Origin of the sequence: Kitasatospora sp. NPDC094028, from assembly GCF_049543595.1 — a bacterium.
GTDB lineage: Bacteria > Actinomycetota > Actinomycetes > Streptomycetales > Streptomycetaceae > Kitasatospora.
In genome coordinates this window covers 40,829-58,025 of record NZ_JBMVFA010000046.1, presented here as the reverse complement: position 1 = coordinate 58,025, position 17,197 = coordinate 40,829, and the positions used below count along the sequence as shown (strand labels likewise).

15 protein-coding genes and 1 CRISPR repeat array are annotated in these 17,197 nt (G+C 71.5%); of the genes, 7 read left to right on the top strand and 8 right to left on the bottom strand.

What is annotated here, in order from left to right; all coding sequences use genetic code 11:
* Window positions 1-1,212: 1,212 nt before the first annotated feature.
* A complete protein-coding gene (locus tag ACPC54_RS38415) occupies window positions 1,213-1,548 on the top strand; it encodes a VOC family protein (protein WP_498971740.1) in 336 nt (111 codons plus the stop codon).
* Window positions 1,549-1,613: 65 nt separating this feature from the next.
* Here the strand turns inward: ACPC54_RS38415 and ACPC54_RS38410 are convergent, their stop codons facing one another.
* The 8 genes from ACPC54_RS38410 to ACPC54_RS38375 form a co-directional block, all read right to left on the bottom strand.
* Entirely contained in the window at window positions 1,614-1,742 is a 129-nt protein-coding gene (locus ACPC54_RS38410) for a hypothetical protein (RefSeq protein WP_498971738.1), read from the bottom strand.
* A gap of 370 nt (window positions 1,743-2,112) precedes the next feature.
* Window positions 2,113-2,507: a CRISPR direct-repeat array (repeat unit 28 nt; unit sequence GTCGGCCCCGCCCGCGCGGGGGTGACCC).
* A gap of 4,388 nt (window positions 2,508-6,895) precedes the next feature.
* Window positions 6,896-7,738 (bottom strand): DciA family protein, encoded by an 843-nt coding sequence (locus ACPC54_RS38405; protein ID WP_498971736.1) that lies wholly within the window; start codon window positions 7,736-7,738, stop codon window positions 6,896-6,898.
* Window positions 7,739-7,772: 34 nt separating this feature from the next.
* Window positions 7,773-9,041, bottom strand: coding sequence for a hypothetical protein (locus ACPC54_RS38400; protein WP_498971734.1), 1,269 nt, complete (start codon window positions 9,039-9,041; stop codon window positions 7,773-7,775).
* Between the two features lie 977 nt (window positions 9,042-10,018).
* Window positions 10,019-10,639 (bottom strand): GIY-YIG nuclease family protein, encoded by a 621-nt coding sequence (locus tag ACPC54_RS38395; RefSeq protein ID WP_498971732.1) that lies wholly within the window; start codon window positions 10,637-10,639, stop codon window positions 10,019-10,021.
* On the bottom strand, window positions 10,632-11,549 hold the full coding sequence (locus tag ACPC54_RS38390) for an NAD(P)/FAD-dependent oxidoreductase (protein ID WP_498971730.1): 918 nt from the start codon (window positions 11,547-11,549) through the stop codon (window positions 10,632-10,634). Before ACPC54_RS38390 ends, ACPC54_RS38395 begins: the two co-directional genes overlap by 8 nt.
* On the bottom strand, window positions 11,546-12,106 hold the full coding sequence (locus ACPC54_RS38385) for a cysteine hydrolase family protein (RefSeq protein WP_498971728.1): 561 nt from the start codon (window positions 12,104-12,106) through the stop codon (window positions 11,546-11,548). The genes ACPC54_RS38390 and ACPC54_RS38385 overlap by 4 nt, the downstream gene beginning before the upstream one ends.
* Before the next feature lie 11 nt (window positions 12,107-12,117).
* Window positions 12,118-13,128 (bottom strand): helix-turn-helix domain-containing protein, encoded by a 1,011-nt coding sequence (locus ACPC54_RS38380; protein WP_498971726.1) that lies wholly within the window; start codon window positions 13,126-13,128, stop codon window positions 12,118-12,120.
* Between the two features lie 340 nt (window positions 13,129-13,468).
* Window positions 13,469-13,807 (bottom strand): GntR family transcriptional regulator, encoded by a 339-nt coding sequence (locus ACPC54_RS38375; protein WP_498971724.1) that lies wholly within the window; start codon window positions 13,805-13,807, stop codon window positions 13,469-13,471.
* 349 nt (window positions 13,808-14,156) lie between these two features.
* Between ACPC54_RS38375 and ACPC54_RS38370 the strand changes: the two genes are divergently transcribed.
* From ACPC54_RS38370 to ACPC54_RS38345, 6 genes are all read left to right on the top strand, one after another.
* Window positions 14,157-14,918, top strand: a complete 762-nt coding sequence (locus tag ACPC54_RS38370; RefSeq protein WP_498971722.1) for a hypothetical protein — start codon at window positions 14,157-14,159, stop codon at window positions 14,916-14,918.
* A 216-nt stretch (window positions 14,919-15,134) separates the two neighbouring features.
* Window positions 15,135-15,470, top strand: a complete 336-nt coding sequence (locus tag ACPC54_RS38365; RefSeq protein ID WP_498971720.1) for a hypothetical protein — start codon at window positions 15,135-15,137, stop codon at window positions 15,468-15,470.
* A 163-nt stretch (window positions 15,471-15,633) separates the two neighbouring features.
* A complete protein-coding gene (locus tag ACPC54_RS38360; RefSeq protein WP_498971719.1) occupies window positions 15,634-16,041 on the top strand; it encodes a hypothetical protein in 408 nt (135 codons plus the stop codon).
* Window positions 16,041-16,430, top strand: a complete 390-nt coding sequence (locus ACPC54_RS38355) for a WhiB family transcriptional regulator (protein WP_498971717.1) — start codon at window positions 16,041-16,043, stop codon at window positions 16,428-16,430. The genes ACPC54_RS38360 and ACPC54_RS38355 overlap by 1 nt, the downstream gene beginning before the upstream one ends.
* Before the next feature lie 5 nt (window positions 16,431-16,435).
* Window positions 16,436-16,579: a hypothetical protein gene (locus ACPC54_RS38350; RefSeq protein WP_498971715.1), complete on the top strand. Its 144-nt coding sequence runs from the start codon at window positions 16,436-16,438 to the stop codon at window positions 16,577-16,579.
* On the top strand, window positions 16,579-16,851 hold the full coding sequence (locus ACPC54_RS38345; protein ID WP_498971713.1) for a hypothetical protein: 273 nt from the start codon (window positions 16,579-16,581) through the stop codon (window positions 16,849-16,851). The genes ACPC54_RS38350 and ACPC54_RS38345 overlap by 1 nt, the downstream gene beginning before the upstream one ends.
* The last annotated feature ends 346 nt before the right edge of the window (window positions 16,852-17,197 follow it).

The window sequence follows — 17,197 nt, the reverse complement described above, 5'->3', positions numbered from 1 at the left end:
GCAGCCACCGGCACATGCGGTTCGATCAAGGCCCACTCGGCATCCGTCACGTCAAAACGCGCCACAACCCCGAGTTCTACCAGAGACACCCAGCCCACAACCGAGCCCAACCAAGATCCGAACCTTCAACAGCTCCTAGTCGGCCCCGCCCGCGCGGGGGTGACCCCACGGCGATGGTCAGGAGGGCCGCGGTGGCGCCGTCGGCCCCGCCCGCGCGGGGGTGACCCCTCGTACTCGGCCCAGATCGGGCCGGAGATCTCGTCGGCCCCGCCCGCGCGGGGGTGACCCCGAGGCGTCGTACCGGTACCAGCGGCCAGCGAGGTCGGCCCCGCCCGCGCGGGGGTGACCCCTCGGTGTGCTCGCGGTCAAGGTCGGCCCGGGCGTCGGCCCGCCCGCGCGGGGGTGACCCGTAGTTCGACTCCTGACCGGCCTTCATGTGGTGGTCGGCCCCGCCCGCGCGGGGGGTGACCCCGTGGCGTTCAACGAGGACGGGCCGGCCAACGTGTCGGCCCCGCCCGCGCGGAGGTGCCCCGAAGATCACGCCGTAGGAGGGGGACCGTGGACGTCCGCTCCGCCCGCGCGGAGGTGGCCCGGTCTTCATCGGCTGGTTTATCACGATGATTTCGTCCGCTCCGCCCGTGCGGAGGTGGCCCGATCCGCACGCCCTGCCACGGCAGCGGCGTGAAGTCCGCTCCGCCCGCGCGGAGGCGGTTGTCAGGAAGTATCATCCCCGCCCGCGCGGGGGTGGCCCCCGGTGGGCGGCTCCCGGCGGCCGGACGGCGCCGGTCGGCCCCGCCCGCGCGGGGGTGACCCAGGGCCTGTCCGAGGTCTACGACCTTGGTTCCGGTCGGCCCCGCCCGCGCGGGGGTGACCCAGGGCCTGTCCGAGGTCTACGACCTTGGTTCCGGTCGGCCCCGCCCGCGCGGGGGTGACCCAAGTGCGATGGGCGTCATCGGCCTTGCGGTGATGTCGGCCCCGCCCGCGCGGAGGTGGCCCGCCGCCCGGTCGGCGCCGCTGGGGACGACAGTGGTCTGCTCCGCCCCGGCGGAGGCGGCCCGCCGGGCCCGGCTTGCAGCGTGACGTCAAGCCGTTGCGAAAATCGGTGGGCTACAGGCGGTATGACACCTGGACGTCACGCTCCCGCCCCCGTGCGGAGCGCAGGAATCAGAACTCTCTGGAGGCGGGCCCGTGTTCAATACTGTACGTACCGTGATGACCTTCGCCGCAGACCCCGAGGCATCGGCCCGGTGGTGGGGTGAGCTCCTGGACGTCCCTGTGAAGCTCGACGTCAGCGACACCGGGGTGGTCTACGCCTGGGTGGAGGTCGGCGGGGTCGAGGTCGGCTTCCACCCGGCGGACGATGAGCGCAACCCCCGGGGCGGCAGTCCGGTCGTGTACTGGGGCGTGGACGACGTCGACCGGGTCCGGGAGCGGCTGCTGGCGGCCGGCTGCGAGCACCACCGCGGCCCGCTGACCATCGAGCCGGGCCGGCGCATCGCCAAGCTGCGCGACCCGTTCGGCACCATCGTCGGCATCGAGGGCCCGTAGAACGCGTCGAAGGCCCGGTGCCCCTCTGACCACCAGGGTTCAGCGGGGCACCGGGCCTTCGGCGTTCACCGGTCCAGGCCGTGCAGGCTCTCCAGCCCGGTGGCCGCCGCGTACGCGCGCAGGGCGTTCTTCAACGAGCGGGCCGTCCAGTTGGCGCCCTGCGCGGCGGTGGCGTCGAGGTAGAGGTCCAGCACCTGGGCGGGGCTGGGCTCGTGTCCGGCCTGTCGCAGGACGGCGGGCAGGGTGACCAGGTCGACATTCGCCCCGCCATCGCCGAGGAGATGTCCGCTCCGTCCCCGCGGAGGTGGCCTGTCGAGGAGGTTGGCGAGGCCGAAGCGGTGCGGGGGTCCGTTCCGCCCGTGCGGTGGCTCTGTGGGCGGCGAGTAGCAGGTCGCTGTCCGCGGCCCGTGGCACGATGCAGATGCGTTCCTTGACACCACAAACAACCACGACGGCCATGTCTTCACCATGGGTGCTGTGCCGCAGGCGAGGAGGAGGTCCGTTTCGCCGTGCGGACTGAATGAGCCAGCGCATGGTGTGGGATAACGTCGCAGGTCAGAAAGCGTCGGCCCCGCCCGCGCGGGGGTGACCCCTTCTTTGACGGGCCGTTTACGGAGGGCTATGGTGTCGGCCCCGCCCGCGCGGGGGTGACCCCTGCTGCGGAATCTCGTCGCCCGCAGTCTCACAGTCGGCCCCGCCCGCGCGGGGGTGACCCGACGTTCACGTACCGGCGTCCCGGCGGCGGGTCGTCGGCCCCGCCCGCGCGGGGGTGACCCCCACTCCGCCGGCGGGGTGTCGGCGTCCGCGGCGTCGGCCCCGCCCGCGCGGGGGTGACCCGCTGGGCGCCCTGACCCAGGCGCGGGCCTGGCTGTCGGCCCCGCCCGCGCGGGGGTGACCCCGCGCGCCGGTCGATGTCGCTGGTGTACGAGCCATCAGCCCCGCCCGTGCGGAGGTGCCCCGACGACCCAGTTCACCTGGCGGTCGCGTTACCTGTCCGCTCCGCCAATGCGGAGGTGACTCGGATATCCAGGTCAAGGCCGACAAGGACCCCGGGTCCGCTCCGTCCATGCAGAGGTGACCCGACGCAGGGCTCCGATTTCGTGATCTGCTTGGCGTCCGCTCCGCCAGCGCGGAGGTGACCCGCAGTCGGCGCCCCGCCCCCCACCACCGGGTTGGTCCGCACCCCCAGCGCGGAGGTGACCCGGTCAGACGACGCGGCCCGAGGGCAGCTTGAGCGTCCGCTCCGCCAGCGCGGAGGTGACCCGCGACCGAGGCGATCGGCTCGGCCGGGGCCTGCGTCCGCTCCGCCAGCGCGGAGGCGGCTCGTCCCGGGGCGACGTGATGTAGTCCGGCTGGGGGTCCGCTGCGCCCGCGCGGAGGTGACCCGTCTGTGAGGCCCGCTGACGCACCCTCCGGCGGGTCCGCTCCGCCCGTGCGGGGGTGCCCCGCGGGTCGAGTTCGAGACCAACGGCACCATCGCGTCCGCTCCGCCTGCGCGGGGGTGACCCCGCGGCAGCGGCAACCCCGCGGCCCAGATCCGCATCAGCCCCGCCCGCGCGGGGGTGACCCGCCGGAGTGGTTGGCATCGACGGCGCTGTCGTAATCAGCCCCGCCCGTGCGGAGGTGACCCGTCGCCGTAGACCGGGGCCCAGCCCAGGGGCTCGTGCGGAGGTGGCCCGCGATGGCCGGCGACCGACTGCGCGTGCCCGACGTCTGTTCCGCCCGTGCGGAGGTGACCGGCGGTCGATGCGATCGCCGAGCGGTGGGCGAAGTCCGCTCTGCCCGCGCGGAGGCCTTCCGGTGCGGGCGGAGCCGTGGTGGTGGTCCTGGTGAGGCTGCTGCTTCGCCCAGGGGTGGCGGTGGCCCGGGGTTCGCCGCTCCCCGGGGCCGGGCGAGGCACCTTGACGGCCCTGGTGTCGCAGTACCTGCCAGGATGGACACGCTCCTTGACATCACAACAGCCTTCTCGACGATCCGGCTCCAGGTCAAAAAACAGCAAAGCCCGTGCTGCTTCGCAGGTCACGAAGGGTCCGCTCCGCCCGCGCGGAGGTGGCCCGTACGGCCGATTGCTGGAGATAGGGCTGAAGAAGTCCGCTCCGCCCGCGCGGAGGTGGCCCGTGCTTGCGGAGGTCCAGGGTCAGCTCGGCCTCGTCCGCTCCGCCCGCGCGGAGGTGGCCCGGGGCTGCCCGAGCGAGCGGCCGCCATCGCACTGTCCGCTCCGCCCGCGCGGAGGTGGCCCGTTGGAGAGGTTGGCCTCGGGGAACTGCCCGAAGTCCGCCCCGCCCGCGCGGGGGTGACCCCTCGGGGTGGTACAGCGCCGCCAGGAGCAGCCGATCAGCCCCGCCTACGCGGGGGTGACCCCCCTCATCCCCACCGGTGACCTGCCGCCGGGAACATCAGCCCCGCCCGCGCGGAGGTGCCCCGGAGGGCGCCGCCCGCTGCGACGCCAACCTCGCGTCCGCTCCGCCCATGCGGAGGTGGCCCGCCGACTGTCACCGCCAAGCTCGCCGAGAGGACGTCCGTTCTAGACGACGAGGCTTGTCCCATCAGCCCCGCCCGCGCCGGGGGTGGCCCCCCGATGGCGAAGCAGATGACGATCACGGGCTTATCAGCCCCGCCCACGCGGGGGTGATCCCCTCTGGTGGGCGCGCACCACCCTCGCCGCCGAATCAGCCCCGCCCGCGCAGGGGTGACCTGAGGCCGTTTTGGGCCAGGTTGTCACAGGTCGGATCAGCCCCGCCCGCGCGGAGGTGGCCCGCGCGCGAGCTGGTCGAGGTCCCCAGTCAGCTCGTCCGCTCCGCCGCGCGGAGGTGGCCTGCCAATCCCCGCGATGACGATTGAGCCCACACCGCCCGCTCCGCCCGTGCGGGGTGACCCCTGTGCGGTGGCGAGGTGCAGGAGGGCGCCGTCATCGGCCCCGCCCGCGCGGAGGCGACCCGCAGCTGTCCAGGACGATGGACGAGCAGTCGGAGTCCGCTCCGCCCGGCGGAGGTGGCCCGAAACCTCAGGAGCAACCGCAGAGACAACCGCAGTCCGTTCCGCCAGTGCGGAGGTGGCCCGCTGTCGCTGCTGGTGGGGTGCGTGGAGTACGAGTCTGCTCCGCCCGTGCGGAGGTGGCCCGTCGATCAGTAACTACGAGAACGGCCAGCCGCCGTCCGCTCCGCCCGCGCGGAGGTTCCCCGCCGACCAGGAAGTGCAGCCTGACGCCGATCCCGTCCGCTCCGCCCGCGCGGAGGTGCCCCGCGCTCGCAGGCGTACACCACCCTCGCCCTCGCGTCCGCTCCGCCCGCGCGGAGGTGCCCCGGTCGTCGGCGGATCGACGATTCTGCGATGGTCGTCCACTCCGCCCGCGCGGAGGTTCCCCGGATCTCGTCCACCTCCGCCACCCGCGCCATGATCCGCTCCGCCCGCGCGGAGGTGCCCCGCTGCTCAAGCTCGCCGAGCAGGTCAACTGGGCGTCCGCTCCGCCCGCGCGGGGGGTGACCCCAGCGGCGGTCCGAAATCGCCGACGAGCGCCGGATCAGCTCCGCCCGCGTGGGGGTGACCCCGCACCGGACCGCTGCCGCAGTCGCCCCGAAGGATCGGCCCTGTCCGGGTGGGGACGGCCCCCCGGACGGCAAGCGGGCCGAGTAGATCGACGAGTCGGCTCCGCCTGCGCGAAGGTGACCCGTCCTCGGTCGCCTGGTAGCCGCTTTGAGGCCGTCTGCTCCGTCTGCACGGAGGTGACCCGGAACAGCGCCGCTGGGCAGCCCGGCACAGTGTGTCCGCTCCGCCCGCGCGGAGGTTCCCCGACGCTCGGCGAGATCATCACCCGCTCGCTGATGTCCGCTCCGCCCGCGCGGAGGTTCCCCGGCGACGAGGTCGCGCTGCTGTGCACCCTCGACGTCCGCTCCGGCCGCGCGGAGGTTCCCCGGCGATCACCCGCCCGTTGGGGTCGTCGTCGGAGTCCGCTCCGCCCGCGCGGAGGTTCCCCGTGGTCAGGTGTCCTGTGGTTATTGCGGGCAAGGTCCGCTCCGCCCGCGCGGAGGTGGCCCGGACTTCCTCGGTATCAGCTCGCCCTCGCGCGAGGTCCGCGCCACCCGCGCGGAGGCCTTCCGGTGTCGGCGGAGCCGTGGTCGCCCTGGGTGAGGCCGCTGCTGCTCCGCTCCGGGGGCCCGGGGTTCGCCGCTTCCCGCGGCCGGGCGAGGCACCTTGACGGCACTGGTGTCGCAATACCTGCCAGGATGGACACGCTCCTTGACATCACAACAGCCTTCTCGACGATCCGGCTCCAGGTCAAGAAACGGCAAAGCCCGTGCTGCGTCGCAGGTCACGGAGGGGTCCGCTCCGCCCGCGCGGAGGTGCCCCGACGCCGCTGGTCGTGGTCTACGACCAGAAGGGGTCCGCTTCGCCCGCGCGGAGGTGCCCCGTGGATCCCCGGCGTACACGGTCCGGCGTGGTTGTCCGCTCTGCCCGCGCGGAGGTGCCCGACCAGGTTGTCCGCCGCCCAGCGATCCAGGTAGACCGCTCCGCCCTCGCGGAGGTGCCCCGTGCTCGGCCACGGCGTGGCGGGCCATCTCCTCGTCCGCTCCGCCCGCACGGAGGTCCCGCTTCCGGGAGGGGATCGGCCCCGCCCGTGCGGAGATGGCCCGGCCGGCACCGAGCTGCGGCACGACGGCTGCCCATCGGCCCCGCCCGCGCGGGGGTCGCCCGGTCTCGCTCGGCCCCGCCTCCTACCCCCGACAGCCCACGCGGAGGCGGCCAGGCGCTCGGTGTCGGCGGTGTCTGCTCCGCCCGTGCGGGGGTGGCCCCAACAGGGGGCGCAGCGCTTCGAAGGCCTGGCTGTTCGCTCCGCCCGCGCGGAGGTGCCCCGGCCTGTGGCCGGACGCTGGCCGTGAGCAAGGAGTCCGCTCCGCCCGCGCGGAGGTGCCCCGACCGCGGCCCTGGGCGCGCACTGCGACCGGTAGTCCGCTCCGCCCGCGCGGAGGTGACCCGCCGTTCAGCCGTGTCGAGATCAGCGATGGCTGATCGGCCTTGCCCGCGCGGGGGTGGCCCGCGCTCGCGGCGCTGAGCGACCGCGGGTTCCTGATTGGCCCCGCCCGCGTGGATACGACCCACGACCGCCGGAGTGCAACGTGGTGGTGCGGGGGTCCGCTCCGCCCGTGCGGAGGTGGCCCGTCGCGCTCTCGATAGGCGGCGAGCAGAATTCGGTCCGCTCCGCCCGCGCGGAGGTGCCCCGGTCGTCGGCGGATCGACGATTCTGCGATGGTCGTCCGCTCCGCCCGTGCGGAGGTGGCCCACCGTCGACCTGGACGTCAGCGTGTCCAAGACCGTCCACTTCGTCCCCGCAGAGGTGGCCCGGTCCTGGTCACGCGGCACCTCGCACGGGGGCCGGCTGCGGCTGGCGGGCGGTGCGCAGCGGGACGGCGTGGCTGCGGGCGACGGCGAGGGCGGCGTGGTGGCTCTCGCGGAGCTGGCGGGCGCGGGCGGCCTCGGCCAGGGCCTGTTCGTCCTCGATCGGCGGGCGGTGGGCGTGTTCGGGTTCGCGGAGCTTGTTGTAGTGGCGGCGCAGGATTTCCTCTCGGGCGGTGGCGGTTTCGTCGAGGGCGGCCTGGCGGGTGGCGGCCTGCTTGCGCATCTGCTGGCGGAGCTGCTGGTAGGAGGGGCTGTCGGCGAGCGGTGGCGCGACCGGCGCGGGGGCCTGGTCCATTTGCCGCTGGACCGAGGCAGTGGCCGGGTCGCCCTCGGGTGTCTGAGCGGGTGCGGTCTGGCCGACGCGGATGTCGAGGGTGCGGACGGTGTCGGGCCTGGCGGTGTTGAGCTTGGCCAGGATGGTGCGCTGCTCCAGGCGCAGTTTGGTGGCCCAGGCCGGGGAGTCGCAGGCGACCCGCAGGGTGCGGGTTTCGGCGTTGAACCTGGCCGGGGCCCAGTGCGCGGCTTGCTCCGGGCCGACGAGCTGGGCCCAGTTGTCGCGCATGGTGCCCTGGGCGGTGCCGAGCGCCCAGCCCTGGGCGGCCGCCATCGCGGGTACGACGGCGGCCAGGGTGGAGGGTTCACGGGCGTCCCGGCCGGCACGGGCGATCTGCTGGCGGGACGCGATCTGCTTCTTCGCCGAGACGTTGCCGTTGAGACGGGCGGAGCGGCGGGCGGCGCGCAGCGCGGTGCGGGCGAGGTCGGCGCCGCCGGGTGTCTGGTCGGTGGTGCTGGTCATGCGAAACCCCCTGACGGAGATGTGTGCGGGGTGCTCAGCGGGTAACACCGAGCTGGACGTTCGGGCTGGCGGCCAGGGCGGCATAGCGGGCGACCATATCGGCGCCGTACAGGTCGAAGGCCAGGTCACCGGCGGTCTCCATCCGGGCGGCCGCCGCTGCGGGAAGGTAGTACGCCTCCTGCCGGTCCTGCTCGCTGACCGGGGCGGCGCTGGCGACGGCAGCCTCGCCGAACAGGCCGGCGAGGAACTCCAACTCGTCGGCGCGCTCGCGAACCGCGGCCACCGAGGTGTCGTCGACCCGGACAGCGGCCCGGGCCGCAACCTCCTGGTCGTGCTGCTCCTGCTCGACATCCTGGCGCAGGGCGTGGGCGATCAGGGAGTGGGGCCGCTCGGGGCGCCACAGCAGGCCGGCGCACCCGTACTGACCTGCGACCTCACCCAGCCAGGCCACCGCGCGCTGCTCGTCCCAGCCCCGTGCTACTACGTCGTTGAGGACCCATCGCAGCTGATCGTGGCTGGCCTGGCGTACCCACGGCACCTGCCGGTACGCGACCTTGGCGAGCTGGTCGCCGGCTGCCATCATCGCGGCCGTGACGACCTGCCCGAGCACCGTCCGGCGTCGGTCCCCGGTCTGCCGCGCAGTGCGCTTCCCCTTGGTGCTGGACGTCGTCTCACGGGCCGTGCCCGTAGTTTTTGAATCACCCACAGAGGAAGAGCTCAGGCAGTCAGTGGTACCACCCTCCATTGGGGTGCAACGCGGCATGCTGACGGACTGTCCGGCACGGCTGTGACGAACGGTGCGACGGGTGCGGCGGGGCCTCCGTGAGGCCTTCTGCCCGAGTTGCGCGATCAGGCTCCGGCCCTCCTCCGAGATACCGGTCATCCACCGCCCCAGGCCCTCGCCCGCGGTGCGGATGCCGAGAGCCTGGTCGTAGCTGACCGGAATGAGGCGCTCGAACTCGGACGCCCTGCTCTCCACCCGGGTCTGGCCCTCCGTCATCGGCAGCCGGGTGCCGATCGACCGCCAGGCCAGCAGGCCGGTGCTGCGCAGGATCTCCAGGTGGTACTGCACGGTCCGCCGGCTCGCCGCCAACATGCGCATCAGGTAGGCAGTGGTCGGCCGGCACGGCGTCAGCTCCGCCAGCACCTCCACCAGTCGCAGCGTCGTCTCCCCGAACTTCGGGCCGTGCGTCGGCACGTAGAGGCCGGTGCCGTGCACCCAGTGCGCGGCCTGCCTCCAGCTGTAGCCGTCGGGCGCGATCCGGCCCGCCGTCCCGGACACCAACTGGTGCTCGGCCGGCACCCACGCCACCCGGGACGACCCGGAGGTGGACTCCGCGCACGCCTCGGTCCGCTGGGCGGGAATTAGCGGACCAACACTGGTGCGCGTCCGCATCAAAGGCTGCGGAATGGCTCCCTTGTGCGCAGCAGAAGCTTCGTCCAGGAGGGTGATTTGTGTCACGGCAAGCTGACGGCGAGTCGGCGTGACGACAGCGTCCCCGGTCCCGGCGAGGCCTTGAGTGGCCAGGCAGCAAGCGGAATCGGAGCATGCGGAACGATCAGTAAGACCGCCAGGAACAGTAGGCCGCGCGGCGTCGATGACGACACCACGAGCACGACAGGTCTGGCAGCCCGGGCGGGGCTGCTGCATTATGGCAAGGCCTCCTTCTGAAAGGTGGGCATGGAAAAGGCGCCTCTGGCGCTGGGCGCCCCTTGGGGCGCTGGTTCTCGGCAGAACCTGAAGTCCGCCTGATCGGCCGGTTGGTAGCCGGAGATCGGGCCTTCGCGACCGAGTTGGTAGCTCGGAAGCGGTGAAGTTGGGCCGCGAGCTGGTGGTGGTACACCGGCGGCGGCCGGCGGCGGAGACCCGGTGGTACGGGTCGGGAGCCGCCAGCGACGGCTACGTCATCTCACAAACCCCCTTCGGGGGCGAGGTGTATCCACGTACAGACATGACGGCACCCCGCCGGAGCGACCATCGAGTGATCGCGTCAACGGCGGGGTGCCGCGTGTGTGTGTCGGGGCGCGTACGGGTACGCTGCAACATGTCGACCTCCTTCATTAGGTCTGACCACGGAGAGGGCCCCTGCCAGGGGGCGCCGATCCATTCGCGCCGCTCGGACTTGCCTAAGGTCCGGGCGGCGAATTCATTTGTAGCGTGGATCAAGTCCGGGGCCAGCCTACTCCCCCACAGCTCCCTGCACGCACGTCCCCACCCTCCGTGTCGAACTGACGGAGAGAGATGCTGATTGAGCGGCAGAACCGCCTGCGCCCAGTCCATCAGAAGCCCGATGGATTTTCGTAGAGCGGCCGGGCTGGCCCCCAGCTACCATCAGCGAGCCGCTCCGAGACGGAGTAGCGCGAAGGCGGAACGTCGGCGACCCCCCGGTGGGGAACTGCGGCTTCGCCCCCTGGCCCGTTGTAGCCGGCGCACCGGCAGGGCCAATCGGTGTTTTCGGTGGAAAAGGGGAGGTCCGTCCCGCAGGTCATCAGATTGCCACCGATCGTGAGGCTGCGGTAGCCGTGGTTCTGGGCCCGATGTCCGCAGGAGCAGGTAGCGAGCGCGAACGGGCGGGCGGCGACAGCAGCCTTCTGCTGAGGCAACATCCCCTTGCTGATCCGCTTCACGAGTTCGGATACGACCTCGACGGGGTTCTTGTCGGCGAGGTCGAACCACTCCCCTTCAATGCGATGGTCAGTCAGCAGGAGGTGAAGCGCTGTTTCGAGCTCCTGGCCGCCGACGAACGTCGCCAGGGTTTCGAGTCTGACAGGGGAGCCGCATTGCAGCGCCGCTAGTCGGCGCTGCAGATCCGAGGTGTGGCCGATCTTTACCGGACCTCCGGCCACCCCAGCGATGACGTAGACGCAACTGCCGGTTGGCTCATTGGCCGTCTCATCCATGCGTCCCCTGTGTTATTGGAGTCAAGGCGGCGCGGTAGTAGTGCGTCAGGACTGCTTGAGCGCCCGAGCCTTGGGCTGTGACAATCCGCTGATAGCGAGCAGATCGAAGGTCGCCGGCAGTGCCTATACGGGGGGGCTGAGCTTCCGGTGGGCAGTAGCCGTCTGGGGCTCGTGTCAGGCCAGGCAGGCTTCCTGGGGCGCTGCCAAGGTTCAAAAGGACAGTGTCGACGGTGAGCTGCTGGCGTCCTCCGGCTACCGCATGAGCGGTGACCACCGTCGGGGCTGATCCGTCCAACTCGACGGAGTCGACGAGGTGGAGCCGAAGTCGCGAGTCGGCGGCGACCTCATCGATCTTGTACTCGTCGTCAGCCGTATAGAAGACGTCGAGTATCCCGTCGAACTCCGGATGGCCACGTAGCCAGGTTCCGAGTGGGCGATCCGCACCCAGTACAACGGCCGGGCCGGTGAGGTCAATGGGCCGTGCACGCCACAGCGGCGAGTAGCTGTCGCTGCCGCTCTGGTTGATCCATCCAGCCTCGCTTGCGGTGCGCGGATGAACTCCGGTCGCGATGATCGCGGTGTCGCCACTCACCGTCCGCCCGTCGGCGAGGAGCACCTCGACCCGGTCGTCATAGCTGGTCACAGCCTGGGCCTGGCCGGTAATCAGGCGGCAGCTGGATGAGATGCGTTCCAAGTCGGCGGTGAGTGCAAGTGCCAGATCGGGGCCAGTGAGCCACCCACCTGGGATGTTCTCCGCTGCCTTGATGAAGGCGAGCTTCCCGCCAACGGAGCCCGTCGCCTCAATGATGACGCTGGTCAGCCCGAGGCTCGCGGCCATCAGGGCAGCTGAGCATCCTGCGGGGCCGGCGCCGACGATCACGAGCTGGGCGTCGTGCTGTGCGGTACTCATGCCACCTCCACGGTGTTGCGGATCCAAGCCAGGACGTCACTGCTGCTGATGAGCTGTGTGGAACCGATATTGCGGCGGGCGAGCATGAGCGCGGCGTCGTGAAATTGGGCGCCGCCGCTGGATGCGCAGGCGTCGGTGACGAGCCAGGGCCGGTAGCCGGCCTGGTAGGTGGCGACAGCGGAGTCGTAGACGCAGGAGTCGGTGTCGATTCCGCAGAGGATGATGTCAGCCCACCCAGCCTCGCGGGCAATCCGCCCGAACTCTGTGGTGAGGATGCTGGAACCCGTCTTCTCGATCACCGCAGTGGCCCCACCAGCAAGCGGCTCCAGCTCCGGGGCAAGCGCGCACTCGGCCTCCGAACGGAGCCGGGTCCAGCCGGTGATCACCTCGTAGGGTGAGCCGGCGGGGTTGCGGAACCGAGCGACCACGATCGGAAGGCCAGCGTTTTGCCACGCCTGGACTAGGTCGACGATGCCACTCACCACCGTTCGGCTGTGGTCGTTGATGAACCCAACCTGCACGTCAACAACCACGAGCACTGCCCGACGCAAATCCACCAGTCTCCTCCTCACGGGTTGCTGTCTCGGAGAGCTTCCTGAGCAGCGCGCAGTCGCCCGGGGAGCTCGCTGGTTGCCAGAACGGCCTCGCGCATCACCCGATGCTGCGCTGTCTCCAGGGGCCGTGCCGTGGTGAGCCGAGTGAGTGCACCCCGCATCCACCGCCAGCTGAAGGCCTCGGGCATGACCGGGTCCAGGCCCTCCTCGACCATCTTCAGGATGTGCGAGGACAGAGCCCACAGCGCCTGGGCATCGAGCTCCAGCCCCACGATGTCGGGCATTGTCAGAGCCCGCTCCTCCGGTCGGGGGTGATACGCCACCCCAGACCATGCCGCGACGCCCTCCGAAACACCGCCCCCAAAGGCGACCGCCTCCGGATGAGCCCACTTCTCGCCGAACTTCGCTGCTTCGATGCCAGGCCCGAGAGGAACTACCCGGGTACTGTCTGAGCGATCGACCAGTACCGAGGGCGTGGCGAGCAGCTGCAGCGCTGTCTCCAGCTCATTGCCCTGCCAATGGTGATCGCGCAGCTCGTATGCGGAGAGCACATATTCAGGTGGTGCCACCGACAGACCGTCACCTCCGTGCTGCGCGAGGAGCTCCCGGAGTTGCTTGCCCGCCCAGGTCCGATCCGCGGCGTAGGAGTGGTAGCGCCAGACCGCCAGGTCTGTCACAGAGTCGAACTCGACCGACTCCTCGAGGTGCAGGACAGCGACGCCGCAATCAAATGTATGAAGGCGAGCTAGACCAGCGTTGGGGTGTTGCACATCCAGCACCCGCCTGACCAGCCCCCCGACACCTGCAGGCTGGAGCTGTCCCACTGCGTTCAGGGTGTCGGTTGCGGCCCCTACGTACGCCGGCAGGAAGCGGTGCGCGACGACGGTGAACGGCCCTCCGGCCGAAGTAGCCAGCTGTCGCGGGATGGTGGCTGCCACCGGTTCTCCCATACCGATGCGCCGCTGGAACGCAGCCTGTTCGTCCGGCGTGCATGAAGCGAGGGCCGTGTCCAGGATCTGCTGCATCTCTGGGCGACAGACCACTGCGGCCCCCTCCTTTCGCCACTTCGTAACAGTGCGGGGCGAGATCCCGAGACGCTCGGCGAAACCGCGGATCGACTCCCGCATCACGGCCTGGAGCAACGCGGCCTCCCGCCCGCTCCACTGTTCAACTGAGACCACCGTCTCACCCCCCTAACGAGCAGTCAGCTTTGAGTTCCACGCTGGTTCCACACCAGTGCCACGAGCGCACCTCTCGTCCAACCTGCCTGATCCCGATGCTTGTTGAGACAGCAGCAAGAGGACGCTGCGCGAGAAGGGAGGGGAGCAGTTGCGGGGGTGGTCACCGGCAAGCCGGGTGAATGGGTCAACTGGCGGGCCGCTGGGCTCGTTCCAGTTGTTCGACGCGCTCACGCAACTCGGTGAGTTCGCGCGCCAGGTCCTCCATCGTCAGGTTCGCGGTTGGCTTGTCGTCCGGCGAGCTTACGAAACTGCCCCGCCCGGCCTGGGAGTAGACGGCACCACGAGAACGCAGTTCCGCGAGGGCTCGCTGCACCGTGCCGGCAGCAACGCCGTGCTCAGCTGCCAGCTGCTGGGTGCTCGGGAGTTTGTCTCCGGGGCGCAGCTCCCCGCAGCGAATCTGTGTCAGCACGGCTTGGACCAGCTGCTGATACGGCACCTGCTGTCGCCTCGGGTCGCTACTCATGAGTGCCATCGTACCTTCAGTCACCCGGCATAGATAGGCATGACATCTATGTTGACATGGTTAGCAATGATGGTTACCTTGAATCTGCGAGGCCAGCGCTAGCAACGCCAGCGGAGCAGAACGCGCGGCTGCCACCCTCTAGCGGTGCTGCGCAGCACGAAACCGCAGGTAGTCGCCGCCCACAGTTCGGGTGCCGGGTAGCTCCACCAAACCCATGCGACTGCCACGCAGCAGTGCTGATGCGCTGTCCGCTCCCCAGGGCGCCGGGATCTCCCGTGCGGCCTGGCGAGCGGAGAGAGCACCGCAATGCGGCCCTCCCCTCTCTCTCCGCACAGACGAGGAGCACCTGATGACCACCTCGACCGCGATCCCCACCGCCCGGGAGCGCAAGAGCCGGACCCGCACCACGAACGTTTCCTCCCAGCCGGCGCTCCTGGTGTCGAAGCTCCCGCTCAGCTCGGTCCAGCTCACCCACCGCGCCGAGGTCCTGGCCTGCCCGGCCTGCGCGACTTGGTGCCCGCTGACCCTGGACAAGGGCACCAAGCGCTGGAAGATCGCCCCGCACCACACCGACCGCGCTGGTACCCCCGGTGCCCGCCGCTGCAGCAACTCCAACCGCCTGGTCGTCATCGACGTCCAGCTCGCCCGGTGGCAGGAGCAGCGGGTCGAGGCCAGCGCCGACGCCGCCGCCCGCCGGCCGACCAAGGTCCTGCGCAAGGTGAAGACGCCGATCACCCCGGCACTGAACGGCCCGGTCACCGCCGACACCGTGTACGTGAACCTCAGCCGCCACCGTGCCACCTGCGCGGCCTGCACCGACGAAGTGCAGTGCCGCGACGGCCTGAGCCTGCTCGCCGCCCACAAGCGGCTGCTCAAGTCGGAGAAGCAGAGCGCGAAGGCAGCCCCGGCCCGCCGGGTCAAGCAGTGGGCGGACGTCGACGAGGCGGTCGCCAAGGCCAACACCACCCGGCAGGACTCGCTGGTCGGTGCCCGCTCCCCGATCCAGGGCGCGGCGGTGCCCGTCGGAGCTCGGCCGATCGCGACGATCCCCAGCTCGGAGAAAGTGCTCGCGCTGAACCCGATCCGGAAGGACCGCAAGACGGCCGCCTGACCCGCACCGCCCGGGCCCGGCCCGATGCCAGAACTGAAGCGGCACGAACGGCCACGGCCGCCGCCCACCCCGAGCACGACGGGGTGGGCGGCGGCCGTCGCCTTGCCCGCACAGCACCCCGCCCAGCGAGACCGTCCCTGAGGAGACCGCGATGCCCGAACCCCCAGCCAGCTCGCCGACGCCTACACCTGGTACGCCACCACCCTGCGCGACCTTGTGCGGGAGCTGCTGGACGACGCCGGCCTGGACATCGCCAGCGACACTGTCGATGACCTGTGCGGCGACCTGTGGTTGCACGCGGTGGAGCTCGCAGTCTCCTCCGGCCGCTCCTTCACCGAGCTCCTGGACACGCTGGACGTCAACGCCGTGCTCCTCGTGAGCCGCCTCCACGACCGGCCGCCGGTGACCGCCGCAGGCCGGCTCGACACCGCCGCCGACACCATTGACGTCGCCGAATTCGCCACCGACGCGATCGTCGGCGGGCACAGGCCGTTCTCCCGCGCGCGGCCCCGCGGCTTCGAGCGCCCTCGCACGCTCAGCCCCGCCGCCTGACCACCAGTAGTACGAACCACCACGGCGCCGCCCACCCCCACGAGCACGACGGGGGTGGGCGGCGCCGTGGCTGCTCGTACGGCAGCAGCGAGTACGGCCTCGGGGATTGCGCCCCCGAGGCCGTGTCGGTCGCACACCACCCTCCAACGGAAGGACCACGACCGTGGACCCCATCATCCCCCACGACGACACCACCCTCCACACCCTCTACGCCCGCTACTCCTGCCGGCTCCTCGCCGCCGCGGCCGAGCGCCTCGCCGCGATCGGCCCGGCCGCCGTCGAGCTCGACGAGGACGTCACCCAGGAGGTGTGGGCCGACGTCGCCGCCGGCCACTACCCCGCCGGCTACTACGGCCTGGACGGCCTCCTCGTCCTCCTCGACGGCGCCGTCCGCCGGGTCCGTGCCGTCCGCGCCCGCGAGTGGCCGGCCGGACTCCCCCGCGCCCAACGCTCCGCCCGCTCGGCCGGCCTCGACCTGCTCGCCGAGCAGATCGACGCCGCCCCGGCCCGGCCCCTGCGCCCGGCCGCCGGCGTTGCCTTCGCCGGGCTCCGCGCGCTGGAGGTGGCGTGATGGCCGTCCTCCACCTCGCCGCCCGCCCGAACAGCGCGGTCCGCACCGCCACCAGCACCACCGACGCCAACACCTCGGCCCCCTGGCCCTGCCAGACCACCGACCCCGAGACCTTCTACCCGCGCTCCGAGTCCGCGTCCGCCCTCGCCGTCACCCCCGACGAGCAGATCGCCCTCAACCACTGCGCCGCCTGTCCCCTCGCCCGCCGCAAGGCCTGCCTTGCCGAGCAGCTCGCCTACGGCCCCACCGCCCAGTGGGGCGTCTCCGGCGGCCTCACCTCCGCCCAGCGCCGCCACATGCTGAAGGGCGGCATGGGTGCGGCGGTGGCTGCCCAGGTCCGCGGCCAGCTCCAGCAGCCGGCCTCCGCCGACCTCCCGCTGGCGGGGTGACCGCGATGACCGACGCCGAGCGCATCGCCGAACTCCAGCGCCAGATCGAAGCTCAGAACGCCGCCATCGCGGCGCGGCACGCCGCCGATCAGCAACTCGCCGAGCAGCTGCGCCAGCAGCAGGCTCAGCAGGCGGGAGGGCGGTCCTGATGGGCATCCGCTCCTTCCTGGGCTTCGGCTCCTCCAGCTCGAACAGCTCCTCCAACTCGTCCGGGACCTCGACCGGCACCGGCGGGATGTCCATGGGGCGGCGCGCCCACGACGAGGCCGAGGCGCTGCGCCACCACCGGATGACGCAGGTTCCGCTGCCTGAGGCCAGCACCGACCAGTACGGCCACCGGGTCAACTCGCCCAAGCCGTCCCGCGACCACATCGTCCGGAACTTCGGTCGGCCGTACCGCGAGGACGGGGGTGCGCGGTGACGGTCGCCCACCTCTGCCTCTGCCGCAGTTACGCCGGCGGCGGTACGCCGGTTCCCGCGCCGCCGAAGCCTGCCACTCCGAAGGGAGGCCGCCGGTGATGGCCGTCGTCCTCTCCAACCAGGCCGACGAGGCCTTGCGCCGGATGCGCGAGGACCAGGCCCGCCGGGAGGCCGCGAAGGCCGGCGGTTCCGGGTCCGGTTCCGGCAAGTAGCTCTCTTCCCCTTCCCTCTTCGCTCTTTCTGCAGCACGGCTCCCGCCGCCTGTCTCTCGGAACCGTCCTGGCATGCCCATGTAAGGGCGGCGCCGGGAGTGGTGCGGCGGGCCCACCAGGGCTCACCACCACGCA